This window comes from Alteribacillus persepolensis, assembly GCF_900099605.1.
Lineage (GTDB): Bacteria > Bacillota > Bacilli > Bacillales > Marinococcaceae > Alteribacillus > Alteribacillus persepolensis.
Map to the genome: position 1 here is coordinate 1 of NZ_FNDK01000012.1, position 14,999 is coordinate 14,999.

16 protein-coding genes and 12 tRNA genes are annotated in these 14,999 nt (G+C 42.2%); 1 reads left to right on the forward strand and 27 read right to left on the reverse strand.

Annotation, left to right across the window (positions count from 1 at the left end; genetic code table 11):
* Positions 1-35: 35 nt before the first annotated feature.
* From BLT18_RS10345 to BLT18_RS10405, 13 genes are all read right to left on the reverse strand, one after another.
* Positions 36-112, reverse strand: a tRNA-Ile gene (locus BLT18_RS10345).
* Positions 113-176: 64 nt separating this feature from the next.
* A tRNA-Gly gene (locus tag BLT18_RS10350) sits at positions 177-250 on the reverse strand.
* Positions 251-254: 4 nt separating this feature from the next.
* Positions 255-331: transfer RNA gene (locus BLT18_RS10355), tRNA-Pro, on the reverse strand.
* A gap of 84 nt (positions 332-415) precedes the next feature.
* A tRNA-Arg gene (locus tag BLT18_RS10360) sits at positions 416-492 on the reverse strand.
* Between the two features lie 7 nt (positions 493-499).
* Positions 500-586: transfer RNA gene (locus BLT18_RS10365), tRNA-Leu, on the reverse strand.
* Positions 587-614: 28 nt separating this feature from the next.
* Positions 615-698, reverse strand: a tRNA-Leu gene (locus BLT18_RS10370).
* Between the two features lie 6 nt (positions 699-704).
* Positions 705-779 (reverse strand) — tRNA-Gln (locus BLT18_RS10375).
* Between the two features lie 23 nt (positions 780-802).
* Positions 803-878 (reverse strand) — tRNA-Asp (locus tag BLT18_RS10380).
* A 69-nt stretch (positions 879-947) separates the two neighbouring features.
* Positions 948-1,023 (reverse strand) — tRNA-Val (locus tag BLT18_RS10385).
* A 1-nt stretch (position 1,024) separates the two neighbouring features.
* Positions 1,025-1,099: transfer RNA gene (locus BLT18_RS10390), tRNA-Glu, on the reverse strand.
* 16 nt (positions 1,100-1,115) lie between these two features.
* Positions 1,116-1,206 (reverse strand) — tRNA-Ser (locus BLT18_RS10395).
* 3 nt (positions 1,207-1,209) lie between these two features.
* Positions 1,210-1,284, reverse strand: a tRNA-Asn gene (locus BLT18_RS10400).
* Between the two features lie 176 nt (positions 1,285-1,460).
* Positions 1,461-1,910: a SprT family protein gene (locus BLT18_RS10405; protein WP_091273706.1), complete on the reverse strand. Its 450-nt coding sequence runs from the start codon at positions 1,908-1,910 to the stop codon at positions 1,461-1,463.
* A 110-nt stretch (positions 1,911-2,020) separates the two neighbouring features.
* On the opposite strand from BLT18_RS10405, the gene cmpA reads away from it, so the two are divergent.
* Positions 2,021-2,143 carry a cortex morphogenetic protein CmpA gene (gene cmpA / locus BLT18_RS10410; RefSeq protein ID WP_091273708.1) on the forward strand — a complete coding sequence of 41 codons (123 nt, stop codon included), beginning with the start codon at positions 2,021-2,023 and terminating at the stop codon, positions 2,141-2,143.
* A gap of 15 nt (positions 2,144-2,158) precedes the next feature.
* Here cmpA and BLT18_RS10415 read toward each other — a convergent pair whose 3' ends face one another.
* The 14 genes from BLT18_RS10415 to acpS form a co-directional block, all read right to left on the reverse strand.
* Complete coding sequence (locus tag BLT18_RS10415) at positions 2,159-4,336, reverse strand: Tex family protein (RefSeq protein ID WP_091273710.1); 2,178 nt, start codon at positions 4,334-4,336, stop codon at positions 2,159-2,161.
* 229 nt (positions 4,337-4,565) lie between these two features.
* Positions 4,566-5,168: a PP2C family serine/threonine-protein phosphatase gene (locus tag BLT18_RS10420; RefSeq protein WP_091273712.1), complete on the reverse strand. Its 603-nt coding sequence runs from the start codon at positions 5,166-5,168 to the stop codon at positions 4,566-4,568.
* 1 nt (position 5,169) lies between these two features.
* Positions 5,170-5,970, reverse strand: coding sequence for an RNA polymerase sigma factor SigB (gene sigB, locus BLT18_RS10425; RefSeq protein WP_091273714.1), 801 nt, complete (start codon positions 5,968-5,970; stop codon positions 5,170-5,172).
* Positions 5,927-6,418: an anti-sigma B factor RsbW gene (gene rsbW, locus BLT18_RS10430; RefSeq protein ID WP_139184730.1), complete on the reverse strand. Its 492-nt coding sequence runs from the start codon at positions 6,416-6,418 to the stop codon at positions 5,927-5,929. Before rsbW ends, sigB begins: the two co-directional genes overlap by 44 nt.
* Positions 6,418-6,747 carry an STAS domain-containing protein gene (locus BLT18_RS10435; protein ID WP_091273718.1) on the reverse strand — a complete coding sequence of 110 codons (330 nt, stop codon included), beginning with the start codon at positions 6,745-6,747 and terminating at the stop codon, positions 6,418-6,420. The genes rsbW and BLT18_RS10435 overlap by 1 nt, the downstream gene beginning before the upstream one ends.
* Before the next feature lie 202 nt (positions 6,748-6,949).
* On the reverse strand, positions 6,950-7,963 hold the full coding sequence (locus tag BLT18_RS10440; protein WP_281242352.1) for a PP2C family protein-serine/threonine phosphatase: 1,014 nt from the start codon (positions 7,961-7,963) through the stop codon (positions 6,950-6,952).
* Positions 7,964-7,976: 13 nt separating this feature from the next.
* Complete coding sequence (locus BLT18_RS10445) at positions 7,977-8,390, reverse strand: anti-sigma regulatory factor (protein WP_091273720.1); 414 nt, start codon at positions 8,388-8,390, stop codon at positions 7,977-7,979.
* A 2-nt stretch (positions 8,391-8,392) separates the two neighbouring features.
* Positions 8,393-8,749, reverse strand: a complete 357-nt coding sequence (locus BLT18_RS10450; RefSeq protein WP_091273721.1) for an STAS domain-containing protein — start codon at positions 8,747-8,749, stop codon at positions 8,393-8,395.
* A 30-nt stretch (positions 8,750-8,779) separates the two neighbouring features.
* Positions 8,780-9,601: an STAS domain-containing protein gene (locus tag BLT18_RS10455; RefSeq protein ID WP_091273723.1), complete on the reverse strand. Its 822-nt coding sequence runs from the start codon at positions 9,599-9,601 to the stop codon at positions 8,780-8,782.
* A 584-nt stretch (positions 9,602-10,185) separates the two neighbouring features.
* A complete protein-coding gene (locus BLT18_RS10460; protein ID WP_091273724.1) occupies positions 10,186-10,467 on the reverse strand; it encodes an antitoxin in 282 nt (93 codons plus the stop codon).
* A gap of 131 nt (positions 10,468-10,598) precedes the next feature.
* A complete protein-coding gene (gene alr, locus BLT18_RS10465) occupies positions 10,599-11,732 on the reverse strand; it encodes an alanine racemase (protein ID WP_091273726.1) in 1,134 nt (377 codons plus the stop codon).
* A 98-nt stretch (positions 11,733-11,830) separates the two neighbouring features.
* Complete coding sequence (locus tag BLT18_RS10470) at positions 11,831-12,889, reverse strand: LolA family protein (RefSeq protein ID WP_091273727.1); 1,059 nt, start codon at positions 12,887-12,889, stop codon at positions 11,831-11,833.
* 47 nt (positions 12,890-12,936) lie between these two features.
* Entirely contained in the window at positions 12,937-14,472 is a 1,536-nt protein-coding gene (locus BLT18_RS10475) for an NAD(P)H-hydrate dehydratase (RefSeq protein WP_091273729.1), read from the reverse strand.
* An 81-nt stretch (positions 14,473-14,553) separates the two neighbouring features.
* Positions 14,554-14,907 carry a holo-ACP synthase gene (gene acpS / locus BLT18_RS10480; protein WP_091273730.1) on the reverse strand — a complete coding sequence of 118 codons (354 nt, stop codon included), beginning with the start codon at positions 14,905-14,907 and terminating at the stop codon, positions 14,554-14,556.
* Between the last annotated feature and the right edge of the window lie 92 nt (positions 14,908-14,999).

The window sequence follows — 14,999 nt, forward strand, 5'->3', positions numbered from 1 at the left end:
CAATCAATGTCAACAACTTTTTTGGTGTTTTTTCATGGTGGGCCTGAGTGGACTTGAACCACCGACCTCACGCTTATCAGGCGTGCGCTCTGACCAACTGAGCTACAGGCCCATTCTTCTTATTTATGCATAAAAAAAGACCATGCTTTTTCTATATGAAATTATAAGAAAATGAATGGAGCGGGTGATGGGAATCGAACCCACGACATCAGCTTGGAAGGCTGAGGTTTTACCACTAAACTACACCCGCATTATGGTCGGGAAGACAGGATTCGAACCTGCGACCCCTTGGTCCCAAACCAAGTGCTCTGCCAAGCTGAGCTACTTCCCGTACATTTCATAATTAGTAATTTGCTTTTTCATTTTTCTCTCATCTATAATTCCATACTTGGCAGCAAGCAATCTTTTATATAAATGGCGCGCCCGAGAGGAGTCGAACCCCTAACCTTCTGATCCGTAGTCAGACGCTCTATCCAATTGAGCTACGGGCGCCTATTAATGGTGCGGTCGAGAGGACTTGAACCTCCACGGGATTAACTCCCACTAGGCCCTCAACCTAGCGCGTCTGCCATTCCGCCACGACCGCGCAAACCAATTATTTCAATAAAATAAAATGGTGCGGGTGAAGGGACTCGAACCCCCACGTCAGAGACACTAGATCCTAAGTCTAGCGCGTCTGCCAATTCCGCCACACCCGCATTTTATGGCTGGCCCAGCTGGATTCGAACCAGCGCATCACGGAATCAAAATCCGTTGCCTTACCGCTTGGCTATGGGCCATCGTTTATTGTTTTGTTTTTTTATGGCGGGCCTGACGGGAATCGAACCCGCGATCTCCTGCGTGACAGGCAGGCATGTTAACCGCTACACCACAGGCCCTTTTATGTTATGTTAAGTCATCTTCTGCAATGTTTTCTTATGAATATTGTTCTATAAAACTATTTTGCATGGTGGAGGGTGACGGGTTCGAACCGCCGACCCCCTGCTTGTAAGGCAGATGCTCTCCCAGCTGAGCTAACCCTCCATGGTGACCCGTAGGGGATTCGAACCCCTGTTACCGCCGTGAAAGGGCGGTGTCTTAACCACTTGACCAACGGGCCGTTCCATTAATAATCATGGCGGAGAAGGAGGGATTTGAACCCTCGCGCCGCTTACACGACCTACTCCCTTAGCAGGGGAGCCCCTTCAGCCACTTGGGTACTTCTCCTAATGGCTCCACAGGCAGGATTCGAACCTGCGACCGATCGGTTAACAGCCGATAGCTCTACCACTGAGCTACTGTGGAATTTTTAAGTATTTTCGCTTTCGTTTTCAGCGACATTTTATATTTTAACGAATTCCTTTTTAAAAGTCAATAACTTTTTTATATCTTTTCATGTCGCTTTTCTTATTATGTTGTGTCCCTCTCTCAAGCGACTTTTATAATGTATCACAGGAAACAAAATGTGGTCAAGTGTTTCCCTATATTTTTTTTATTTTACCTCGGCATATTCCACAAACGTACTTTGCTGTATCCATTCTTCGATGCCTTCGGAACGTTTGTTCACATTCCAGGCATTGATAAAGGTGAATCGTCTTTCGCCGATTTTGCAGTTCTGGTATTGTTTTACAATGCCTTGCACCACCGACCTGTTCCAACAAATCCTTAAAGTTACGATCTTTATGCTGGTAGCCTTTGCCTTCTAGATGTAAATGATAATGACAAAGTTCATGCTTTAATATGGCCACCAGTTCTTCCCTTCCAAATCGTTCATAGTGTTTTGGATTAATTTCTATATGATGAGAATGAAGCAGATAACGCCCCCCAGTAGTTCTTAGTCTCCGGTTGAACACAGCTTTGTGCAAAAAGGGTTTAGCAAAATATTGTGTGGATATTTCCTTTGTCAGCTCGGTCAATGTTTCATCGTCCATCTCCGTCCCCTCCTTTTCAATGGAAAGTCTGACAAACTGTTGCGCATATACTGATTGTAACAGACAAAGTCCTTTGCTTTCACTTCAACATTACAGGGAGGTTGTGCCCCATGCCTGGCTGGTTCATGAGGCAGCTGAAAAAAGCTTTTTTTGAAAAAAACCGTCAGGAAATTCGGGTGTTAAATCAATGCTGGTTTGATTATCAATTCAAACAAAAAAAAGCAGGCCGGTAGCACACCGGCTGCTTTTTACGTTTGCTTCGCGGGCTGAATCATGGTTAAAGCAATTCTTCCCTTGTTAACATCCACATCTTCTATCCAAACATTTACAATATCTCCTACTGCTACTTCTTCCATTGGGTGTTTAATGAAACGTTCTGCCATTTTAGATATGTGCACCAGCCCATCTTGTTTTACGCCAATATCAACAAATGCCCCAAAATCAACCACATTTCTGACTGTCCCTTGCAGTTCCATGCCTTTTTCTAAGTCTTCCATACTCATAATACCTTTTTTTAATATTGGAAGCGGCAATTCATCCCTTGGATCGCGATTTGGGCGCTTTAAATCTTCTGCTATGTCTATAAGCGTTGGTACTCCAATGCCAAGTTCAGCAGCTGTCTGTTCTATGTCCAACGTTTTTAGTTTTTCCTTCATAGAAGCAGTGCCTGCTTCCTCCACATTGGCATCAATCATTTCTAACAACTGCATGGCAGCTCCATAACTTTCTGGGTGAATAGCGGTACGGTCCAAAGGCTCTTTCCCATCCAATATCCGCAAAAATCCCGCTGCCTGTTCAAATGTCTTTGCTCCTAACCTCGGTACTTGCTGCAACTCTTTCCGAGACTGGAACTGCCCCTTTTCATCTCTTGCTTTAATGATATTACTAGCGACAGACTTAGACAATCCAGCTACATACTGCAACAAGCTCGCTGAAGCACTATTTACATTAACTCCAACTTGGTTTACCGCTGTTTCTACAACAAACTTTAATGAATCATTCAATCTGGATTGAGAAACATCGTGCTGATACTGCCCTACTCCGACTGACTTCGGATCGATTTTCACCAGCTCCGCGAGAGGGTCTTGCAGCCGCCTTGCAATTGATACAGCACTGCGCTCTTCCACTTCCAGCTCAGGGAATTCTTCACGTCCTAATACAGAAGCGGAGTACACACTAGCCCCTGCCTCACTGATAATGAGATAAGATACATCTTTCGAAAGTTCTGTCATTACATCAGCGATAAATTCTTCTGTTTCTCTAGAAGCAGTTCCATTTCCAATAACAATAACGTCAAAATCGTACATTTTCAGCAGTCTTTTTATTAATGCTTTCGATTTTTCTACTTCTTTTTTCGGCGGCACTGGGTACATGACATCTGTATCCAGCAGCTTCCCAGTTTCACTTACAACTGCCAGCTTACACCCCGTTCGATACGCTGGGTCTACACCAAGAACTCTTTTCTCCCGCACTGGAGGCTGCAGCAGTAAATGGCGCAGGTTTTCAGAAAAAATGTGAATGGCTTGTTCTTCTGCTTTATCTGTTAATTCCTTGCGAATCTCTCTTTCTATCGCTGGTGCCAGCAGTCTTTTGTATGCATCTTGATAAGCTGATTCTAAGTAAGGCACAGCAGGTGAGCCAAAACGTTTAATGATATGCTTTTCAAGAAATGAATGAATCGCTTCCTCATTCATTTGAATAGAAATTCTCAGGATGTCTTCTTTTTCTCCACGATTCATTGCTAAAACACGGTGAGAAGGAATGCTTCGCAACGGCTCTTCGTACTCATAATACATTTCATAAATGCCTTGGTCATCCGCTTTATCCTTTTTCTTTTGAGACAACATCAATCCTTGTTGAAATGTCATCTTCCTTATACGCTTACGGACATCCGCATCGTCAGAGACCCACTCAGCAATAATATCCAAAGCCCCTTCTAAGGCTTTTTCTTTCGTTTCTACTTCCTTTTCTTCAGAAACATACTGTTTTGCTTCTTCTTCAATATCTGCCTTTCGCGGCTGAGAAAAAATGAGCGCAGCGAGCGGTTCTAACCCCTTTTCCTTCGCTTTTGTCGCTCGTGTTCTCCGCTTTTGACGATACGGCCGATATAAGTCTTCTACTTCCTGCAATTTCTCCGCAGATTCAATGGACTGTCTTAACTCTTTGGTTAACTTCCCTTGTTCATCGATTAAACGTAATACTTCTTGCTTTCTTCCATATAATTGCTTCCCATATTCCCATTGTTCATGCACGTTTCGTATTTGTACTTCATCAGCACCACCGCTCTGCTCTTTACGATACCTTGCTATAAACGGAACAGTATTTCCGTCTTCAAGCAGCTGAATAATGTTTTTCACAGAGGAAGCACTTAATGACAGCTGCTTTGTGATCATTCCTAGAAGTTGTTGTTTTGCTTGATCATCCATATGTTTTGCAAACTCCTTTGTGTTCATTATGTAAAACATAACCATCTATCAGCATATACTCTCTCACTATATCATAATCAAAAGCCTTTTCTTGTTCTACTTTACCACCCCTTCTTACAAATAAGAGCCGTATAAATGCCCTGACAAGTCGTTTCGTTTACCGGCTCCTCTTGGTCCCATAATGCGTTGAAGCTTTTTCTATCATACAAAAAAGAGCCTCTTTGGGCTCTTACATAATATATCCAGCAATAATGGTTGTATCGTCGTCCTCGTTTTGTGCTTTTTTAGACAATTGCTCAACAGAACGTTCAGGGGAAGGGGAGTACTTTAGCCATTGCTGATCAGATGAAGTCATCGTTATACCATCCGAGTGTAACAAAAACTGAAATCCTTTTTGTACGGGGAAATAATCAAGCCTGTATTGAAATTTGCGTCCCGCCATATAACCAGGTGCTGGAATAGGGCGAGAAGCCTCCCCGCTGCTGGTAATGAAATAGGTAGCAATGTTTCCAATATTGCCATACACCATTTCATTAGCAGCAAAATACACCTTTAAAATAGTTATAACCACGCCTCTTTCCCTTAGCAAAGCGCGATTGCACTTTTCTAACAGGCGCGGAACACTGTCCCCATGATATTGCTGGACAATATCCATCGTTTTTTTTGATGAGCGGTAAGCCATTTCTCCGCTACCAAGACCATCAGCCAGTGCACAAACAAAATAATCATCTGTCTCCACTGTTACATAAGCATCTCCGCACTGGTAATTGCCCTTTTTTCTCTTTTGAAACGCTGCAACGTCCACTTTGGCATGCGTTGGATTTTCAATCATATTAAAGACACTCCGATGGTTCCACTCTTATTGATTCTCGCAGCTTTTGTAATGCCCGCCGCTGTAAACGAGAGACGTGCATTTGAGAAATCCCTAACTTTTCTCCCGTTTCTTTTTGACTTAAGTTATCAAAATACGTACATTGCAGTATTTGTTTTTCCCGGTCATTTAATACTTTAAATGCTTTTTCTAACAACATCTGCTGGTCAGTCTTTTCATACCCTTCCTCTGTTGCTCCAACTAAATCCAACAATGTCACAGCACTGCCTTCCTGATCAGCTTCGATAGAGCGATCAACTGAAAGCGCCTGATAACTTTTCCCCATTTCCATTGTTTCGAGTACTTCTTCTTCACTAACGTCTAAGTATGACGAGATTTCTTCAACCTGCGGAGAACGCTGCAGCTGTGTTGTCAAATCTTCAACCGCTTTCTTGATTCGAGGGCCTAGTTCTTTAATTCGCCTGGGAACATGAACACTCCATGTTTTATCGCGGATAAACCGTTTAATTTCTCCAACAATGGTAGGCACAGCAAACGATTCAAAGCTGCGCTTGTACGTATCATCAAACCTTCTAAGCGCAGCCAACAGTCCAATCATACCAACTTGGTACAAATCATCATCATGGTCCTGTCCTCGCGAAAACTTTCGAGCTAGAGACTGAACAAGAGGTTCATAATGCTGTACTAGTTTTGTTTGTATTTCTTCTGATGGGTCCTGCTGGTATTGCTTAATCCATTCATACACTTCATGTTCTTCTTTATTGTTTTTGGGCGTTTGTTGGCGCTGGGACTCCATCGGCATTCTGTTCCACCTCATCTCTTTGCAGAAACTTTGTCATCACAATAGCAACACCAGCTTTTCCGTTAATTTCCACTTTATCCATCAGAGAATCAATAAGAAACAGCCCTAGCCCCCCTTCCTCCAATTCACCAATTGGTTTCGTACCATCTACAGGACCGAGGCCTTCTTTTAATTTCTCCAAATCGAAGCTTTGGCCGTTATCCGCAACGACAATAACCATTTTATCTGTATATAAGCTGCACCCTATCCCGATAAGCCCGCTGTCTTGATAGGCATGATCAACTACATTCGTACATGCTTCAGCTACTGCGATCTTTAAGTCTTCAATATCATCATAGGAATAACCAGCTCGGCTTGCAATTCCGGATACAGTTAAACGTACGACTCCTACATATTCAGCCTTTGCCGGGAGCTTCAATTCAATGTGATCTATTGGTTTCTCGCCCATCATTTAGCCTCCTCTCTTTCCTCACTGATGTCCATCACCTCATCTAAGCCTGTAATAGAGAATAAACGTTTCACCCGTGCATTAAGACCAATGAGCTTTAACGAACCTTCATTTGCGTTAACAGATTTAAGCGCACCAATAAAAATACCCAGACCTGTGCTGTCGATGTAATCCACATCAGCAAGGTCAACGATTACATTAGGAATATCTTTTTCTGTCAGCGGCTTTAGCGATTCCCGCAGCTGCGGTGCTGTATATGCATCAACTTCTCCGCCTACATAAAGAATATCTTGGCCGTTTTTTTCTTCCGTACGTATATCCAAATCCATTTTTATGCCTCCTATATCCATACGTTGCCCTCATGTTATATCAACGATACTGCTTTCAGTATGCTAACTTTCATTTTTCCTGTCATAAAGATGTGTTCAACTGGACAAAAACAGTCATCAAACACATACAATCTGCAAAACCGCTGTTATTAACGTACCCATATCTGTGTCGTTATTTGTTCTTTCCCTTGCGATATAAAAGTTAAACCTTTCTCCGTAAAATAATTAAGGAGAAGTCATCACGAAGCTGGAACCCTTGCAGTTTTTCTAATTGATAGAAGACATTATCAACAATTTCTTGTGCAGGCAGGTGTTTGTATTTGCGAATCAGCCGTGTCAGCTCTTCTCTTTCGATAAAGCCGTCATCCGTGCGACATTCTGTAACACCATCAGACAACAATACAATAAAATCACCAGGTTCCACTTTTTTATGGTACTCACGAAATGTAGTATCCCGCTTGATACCCAATACAAGTCCTTTTGCATACAGCTCTTCAAATGTATCTGTGTCATAATGATAATAAAACCCTGGTTCATGTCCTGCTCCAGAATAATAAAAATGGTGAACACGCGGATCATAAGACCCGTACATCATCGTAATAAACATATTGGAAGCTACATTCTGCTCAACGACTCGGTTTAAATTATCCAGCAAGGCTCCCGGCTGCAGCCTCTGTTCAGGCAGGCTGTCCATCGCATATTTAATCATAGACATACATAGTGCTGCTGGAACGCCTTTACCTATAATGTCAGCAATTGCTACTCCAATACAATCATTGTCATCTTTTATAAAATGATAATAATCACCGCTCATTTTTGAGGCCGGAACACTAATAACACCTACATCTAATGCGTCAACGCTGGGGATTTCTTTTGGTAAAAATGTTTGCTGCATACTCGCCGCAACATTAATTTCTGTTTCAAGCTCTTTCTGTTTATCTCTTAAGCTTTGATGTTCTCGATAAGCCATGCCATATCCCATCATTACTTCCAGCAAAAATTCAAACGAATCAAACACACCTTGGGGTAAATCAGGAAAATATTTTTCGAGTGCATCAAGGTGAAGACTGACCACTTCTTCTGGAGAGATTTGATTTTCCAGCACTTTTTTACTGAATTGTTGGGCATGATATAGTCCTGTTTCGTTCTTTTCTTCTAAATATTTCTTTAAAATCTTTGTGTATTGTTCCTGCATCAAGCTAAAAGAATCCGCCAACCTTCACCCTCCTTTAGCTATTCCATTTGATCGTCGTTATTTCCGTTCCTTCTCCGGCAATAGAATCAATATCAAACTCATCCATTAATCGTTTGACACCTGGCAGACCTGCACCTAAACCTCCAGACGTCGTAAAACCGTCTTCCATTACTTGGCGTATGTTTTTAATACCCGGACCTTCGTCTTTAGCTGTAATTTTAATACCCTTTTTCCTGCCAGTTGACTGCATCCTTTCGACCGACTCTATAATAATTTCACCTTTTTCAGCATACAGATATATATTTCTTGCTAATTCAGAAATGGCAGTCGTAATTCGCGCCTGGTCGACACTGCTGAATCCAAGTTCTTTTGCTAAATTCCTTCCTGCTTGACGAGCAGAAACAATTCCCCATTCCGTATGAACTTCAACATTGGATTGGACACTCATCTTCACCCCTCCAATTCCTGTTGAAGTTTATCCAAACCTTGTTCTAAATCAAGAGCAGTCGGTACCTCGTCAAGCATAATTCCCATGTCAATTAGTGTGATAGCTACAGCTGGCTGAATGCCTGTCAGCACAACTTTCGCTCCCATTAAATTGGACATTTCAACAACATCTCCTAAAACTTTCGCTATAAAGGAGTCGATCATCTCTACCGAAGTTAAGTCGATCACTACTCCGGATGATCCTTCTTGATGTATTTTATTCAGTAAATCTTCTTGAAATTGCAGTGCTGTTTGATCATCTAATTCTACTTGAACAGAAATTAACAGATAATCATGCAGCTTCAAAATTGGTATACGCATACGGGTCCTCCCTCCGATTCTTGCTTGGCGTTAAATATCGACAATTTTACGCTGTGTCAGTTCTAAGCCTGTCTCAATTCCTTTACGAAGAGTACTCCTTGTCGGAAACTTCCCTAAATCAATCCCCAAGTTGACAATCGTTTGTGCAATTTCTGGACGAATACCAACCAAAATACACTCGGCACCTACAAGACGTACGGCCTCGGAGGCTTGAATAATATGATGAGCAACCATAGTGTCTACAACTGGCACTCCCGTGATGTCGATTAACACCACTTGTGAACGATGTTCAATAATACCCTCTAGCAAACTTTCCATAATAAGTTTCGCTCGCTCTGTATCAATCGTTCCAATTAACGGCATTACACTAATCTTTTCAAACACAGGAATCAGCGGCGCAGATAACTCCTTTAATGCCAACTTCTGCAGATGAAGTGTATTTTCCCACGATCCCGTGTATTCATCGACAAGCTGGTTAATGATTCCATCAATCCAGCTTTCTATCTCATAAAACGTTGTAAATACTGTTTTTGACTGCAGCGAATCATTGGAAGTCATTGTTTCAAGCAGCACTCGGCGAAAAGCCTGCATCCCTTGTGTGAAATAGCTGAGAGGCCATCCAGCATGAATCAGCCTCTCAGCAAAGAAACGCAATTTTTCTTTTGCTTCATTCTGATCTAACTCCAACGTATCTATAATTAAATGAATAAACTCTGCGTTCGTTTCATTGTACTTGTCATATGGCAACTGTCGTCCCATTTCATTCTCACTTACCCGCTGAACTTCTTCTTCCCAACGCTTCATAATTTCTTCGCGCTGGCTGTATATCATCTCTATGATGGATGGCTGCATCAACAATTCCTCCAAAAAAATTGTTATCAATTTAAACAAGTAGTTTAAAAGAATAAGAAAAAGGTAAAACGATAAAACACACTTGTTTATATTATTTCATTTCTTGCACACGGGCGCAAATATATATTCGATACGCAACAATTTTATATATTTTTATATCCTTTTTTGATATTCTTCACCAATAAACCTGCCCATCGAGTGCGAAACGAAATGAAGGCGCGTATGCATATTGATTTATAAAAAAGGTTCTATTAGTTACAGGAGGTTAGCATTATTACCCCTTCTGGCTGGGCGGGCCCTTTATGTTCACTTGTGCGGGCGGCATTTTCACTCCTCAGCAGCTTATCGACGCATGCGAAAATTTCATCCGCTGCTTTTTCATAGGCATCTCATCTGAGAGCCGTTCATAAGGACATAAATAGAAAAAACAAAGTATATCCCTTAATTTTTGATTTAAAACCTAAAAAAAAGGCTACCACTAATCAGCGGCAACCTTTCATCTGTATATTTCTTTTTAAAAGATAACATAAATAAGGAAAAATAATAGCACAAAACATGCTTCTACGTTTTGCGTGTACGGTTCATTACACTCCACTTACAAGGCGATCATCCAAAGAATTTTCCGCTTCTTCTTCTGCCAAAAAGGACTCAGCAGCGATATGCAAATTAATGCTGGCCATTTCCATGTAGCCTTGCTGCATGGACTCACGCACTTTCTTTCTTTGCCGCTCTTTTAAATAATATTCCGTCGCTTGGTGGATAAAATCATTGCGATCCACGTCATCATGCTCAATAATTCCGTCTAATTCACGCAATAAATATTCAGGGAGACTAACATTAATTTGCTTTGTGCTCTTCTGAGACACTCCACACACCTCCAGCATACGCCTATAACTATCTCAAATCATTTTACTCAATCATAGCATTTCGATATTATTTTTGCAAAGTATGTTTAAACATAGATACCGCTCATTTTTTGTCGATTCGCAGCGAAACCTTATACATACACGCGCGGAACTCTATTACTAATCATACATGGTATTTCGTACGTAATGGTTTCTAGGCGTTCTGCCGCTTCTAATACAGTGATTGCGCAGTCCCCTTGACTTCCAATTAATGTCACCTTCGTATCAACCGGCGTGTAGCCCGGCAGCTTTATCATCATCTGATCCATACAAACTCTCCCTACAATCGGAACTCTTTGGCCGTTCACCAATACTTCACCGCCCTTTGAAGCATGATACCTGTACCAGCCATCTGCATATCCAATCGGCACCGTCCCAATCCATTCCTCCTCTGTTGTTGTGTATGTCGCTCCATAGCTAATGCTTTCTCCAGGGGGAAGCTTTTTGATTTGGATAATTCGGCTGTGCAGAGAAAATGCTTCTTTTAGCGGAAAAGGGAGCTGATCACTAATATCCGCCGAAGGTGTCAGCCCATACATCGCAATCCCAAACCGGAACATGTTAAAACACTTGTCAGGAAAGCGCAGTCCAGCAGCACTATTGCCACAGTGAATGTAGCGCGGCGCCCCATGCTGTTCTTCGACCGTTTGCACCATTTCTAAAAAACGCTGATACTGCTTAAGAAAATAAGTGTGATTTTTTTCATCGGCCGTTGCAAAATGTGTAAAAAGACCTTCCACACGGATTCCCCGGTATTCTTTCAGTGTTTCTAAGAAATCAGACAGTTGCATGGTATTTGTCATACCTATACGTCCCATTCCTGTGTCTACTTTCAGATGAATATCTAATACATTGCCCGAAGACAAGCACTCCTCTGCTTGTTGAATCCATTCTTTTTGAAATGCTGTTAACCGAATCCGGTATTTAGCAGCCAACTCAGCGTCTTGCGGACGTGTCCGTCCTAAAACTAAGATCGGCGCCTCTATTCCCGCTTCTCTCAACTCCAATGCTTCTTCTAAAAGCGCTACACCTAGAAACGATGCTCCTGCCTCAAGAGCAGCTTTAGCCGTTGGCACTGCTCCATGACCGTATCCATCAGCTTTAACTACTGCCATGATGTGCATCGTCTGCTTGAACTGCGCTGCTGCATTAGATACGTTTTCTTTAATATTTTCTACATCTACCTCAACCCATGTATCTCGATATGATGATTGTTTGAAAGCCATTGTTTATCTTCTCCTAGTTGTTCTCCTGCTTTTAGCTACCGTTATTGTAGCACAAAAGAAAACCCCAAAAGAGGGGCCGATCTTTTGAGGCTTTATGCTTATTTAATGTTTTCACTTGTTTCATTCATTGAACGGGCAATTGCTGTCATTTCGTCTTGGCTTAAGTCATGAGAAGCAATGAAGTATTCTACACCATTATAGTGCCACGTGAGAGAATTCTCTGCTTGCGCTGCCACAGTGAACCCTAAATCAACCGGCTGACCGTTTCCTACATTAACACTTGCTGCAGCCTCTTCGGCTGTTTCAACCTGCTGCACAATGGTAAATGACTGGTCACCACTGTAAGACAGGACGACTTTCGGTCCATTTTCTGTCATCGTTTCTTCTTTATCGTTTAACGTAGAGCCTTGTGGCTGGTAGGAAGGATAGACTGCTTCGAAATTTTCTTGTGCTGCATTTTCTTCTTCATTGTTCTCATCATCTTCTGTAGAAACTGGCACATCTTCTTCCATCGCAGCCGCTGTCATGTTTTTATCTGTATCGAAATCATTGTCATCAAAGGAAGCATTTTCGTCAAACTCTGTAAACTCAACAGACACTAACAATTTATAATCAGCATCGTAAATCTTTACTGTTTTTGGCTCTAGCGACTTGGAATCAAGAACAATTTCTTGATGATGAAGATTTTTATTTTGGTAGTTTGTTTTTGTTTCAAACACATACGTACCTTCATGAATAGCAAAAGTGCGTTCTGCATCCATTAATATATCAGATATTAATGATTCATAGAGATATACTTGGCTGTTGTTATTAGGCCAATCGCTCTGGAACCGGAAACTCTTGTTCAATGCCGGCGTCAACACAAAAACCCCGTCATCGTTTCGAATAATCATCTGATTTTGTTCTTCATTATCATTTTTCAAATGCACTTTATAATATTTATTTTTTTCATTTTGCATGTGCCAGATATCCACATCATAGGTTCTGGGCTCTTCACCCGTCTCAAGTGTCATGGTTGCTTCACCTTTGTAACCATCCATATCTTGCAGCTTTTTATCCAAGTCTTGTACGACTTCTTCTTGTGACTTTTCACCACACGCTGTCATAACAACAGCCGTTATCACACATACAAACACGAGCAGAAATATTTTGCGCACGTTATCATTTCTCCTTTGTCCTAAAGATAACGACAAAGGAGGGAACCTTACAAAGAAGAAACTATGGTACGAAATGCAAGCGGCAGCTGGTGAATCAAATCAGATGATGCCATTGAAGTTGCGGTAAAACCTTTTTGCAACGCTAAATCAGCTGTTAAACCGTGTATATACACAGCATTGCAAAGCGCAGAGAAGACATCTCGGTGCTGAAGCATAAACCCTAAAGCAATTCCTGTTAAAATGTCACCCGTACCCCCTCGGGCCAGCGCTTCATTGCCAGTAGGGTTAATGGACTGTTCTCCTTCTGGAGAAGTGACAATCGTATACGGGCCCTTTAATACGACGTAACAGTTATATGCTCGGGCAAATTCTTTCGAAATAGAGAAACGGTGTTTATTTACTTCCTGGATAGACACATCAGCCAGACGTGCCATTTCTCCAGCATGGGGTGTTACAATAACAGGTTCTTCTCGTTGTTTCATTTCCTGTTTCAGCTCAGGCAAGTAATATAACGCATCAGCATCAAATAACAGCGGCGTCTTCACCTCAGCCAGCAGCTTTCTGATAAGTTGTTTTCCACCCCGCTCCCTTCCAAGGCCTGGACCAGCGGCTACCGCATCGTAATGGCCAAAAGTAAAGTCTGTTCCCATTACTTCTCCTGCAATATAGCCGTTTTTTTCCGGAAGGGGCAAGAACATCGTTTCTGGCACGCTGTTCGAAACAATTGATAGAATACTAGCCGGAAGTGCTGTTGTTAACAGACCAGCTCCACTGTAGATGCAAGCGGAAGCAGTCATACTTACCGCCCCTGGCATAGAAAACGACCCGCCAACAATGAGCCCTTTTCCGTGATCTCCTTTATGAGAAGATGGACTTCGTTCAGGAAGTGACAGGGCGACATCGCTCTTTGTCCAGATACTCCGCTTAGAATGAACGACACTCCAGGCAGATTGAGGAATCCCAATGTCTACAGCGGTTATGTCCCCATAATAAGACCGCGCCGGAAAAAGATAGGCACTGCACTTGGCCGATTGAAGCGTAATCGTCGCATCAGCTTGGACTGCCTCCTCCGCAACATCGCCTTCTCCCGCCGGCACACCGCTTGGAATATCAACAGCCGTGATAATGGAACCACTTTTGTTCAAACAATCGGCTGCTTCACTGTAAGGGTAACGCAATGCCCCGGTAGCACCGGTACCAAGCATAGCATCAACACACAAATCATACGCTTTTTCCATAAAAGCAAGAACGTCCCAGTTTTTCCCTTCATACCCGCAGCTCTCAAATAAACGTTTGTGGTACTTAGCAGCCCCTTTCCATTGTTCTTCTGCAGCTAATAACCAGACATCGACATGAAACCCCCTGTCTAACAGTGTCCTGGCAATAACAAAACCGTCACCACCGTTATTACCCTTTCCAACCAACACAGCAATCTTCTTTTTACAAAGACCGGCGTAAAGCTTTTCCAATTGTTCAACCCAAGCTCTGCCGGCGTTTTCCATTAAAACTTCTTCTCTCATCCCAATGTCTTCAATGGCAAAGCGATCCACCTGCCTCATTTCTTCACCGGTAACCACTTGCATGGCAGGTCCCTCCTAACCGCAATATATTTCTATGAGACAAACAGAAAAGATATGCAAACAAGCCGTCAACCTGTCCAACATTTACTTCTCTACAATAACTTGAGCGGCAGCAAAGTCATGACTGTGTGTGATGGATATATGCACTGTACTGTTTAGACCCTTCGCTTTTATGACCGGTTTGCCTAAAGAGTCATTATATACTTCTATATCTTGAAAACCGTATTCTTTAGAAATACCAGTGCCTGCCGCTTTTGCAAAAGCCTCCTTTGCTGCATAACGTCCAGCTGCAAACTCCACTTTTCTTTTGCCTTTCAGCATGTGCAACTGCTCACGCTCTGATGTCGTGAGAACTCTTTCCTCAAAGCGCCGGCTTTTATGTAACAAACGTTCAATTCGGTCTAATTCTACGACATCTAAGCCGATTCCTTTAATCATGTTTTATGTTCACCCTTTGTCCTGTGCACTGTCATTAGTACCTGTCCCATTCCATATGGTAAAATTATAAAGGATTATGCAGTTGCCAACAA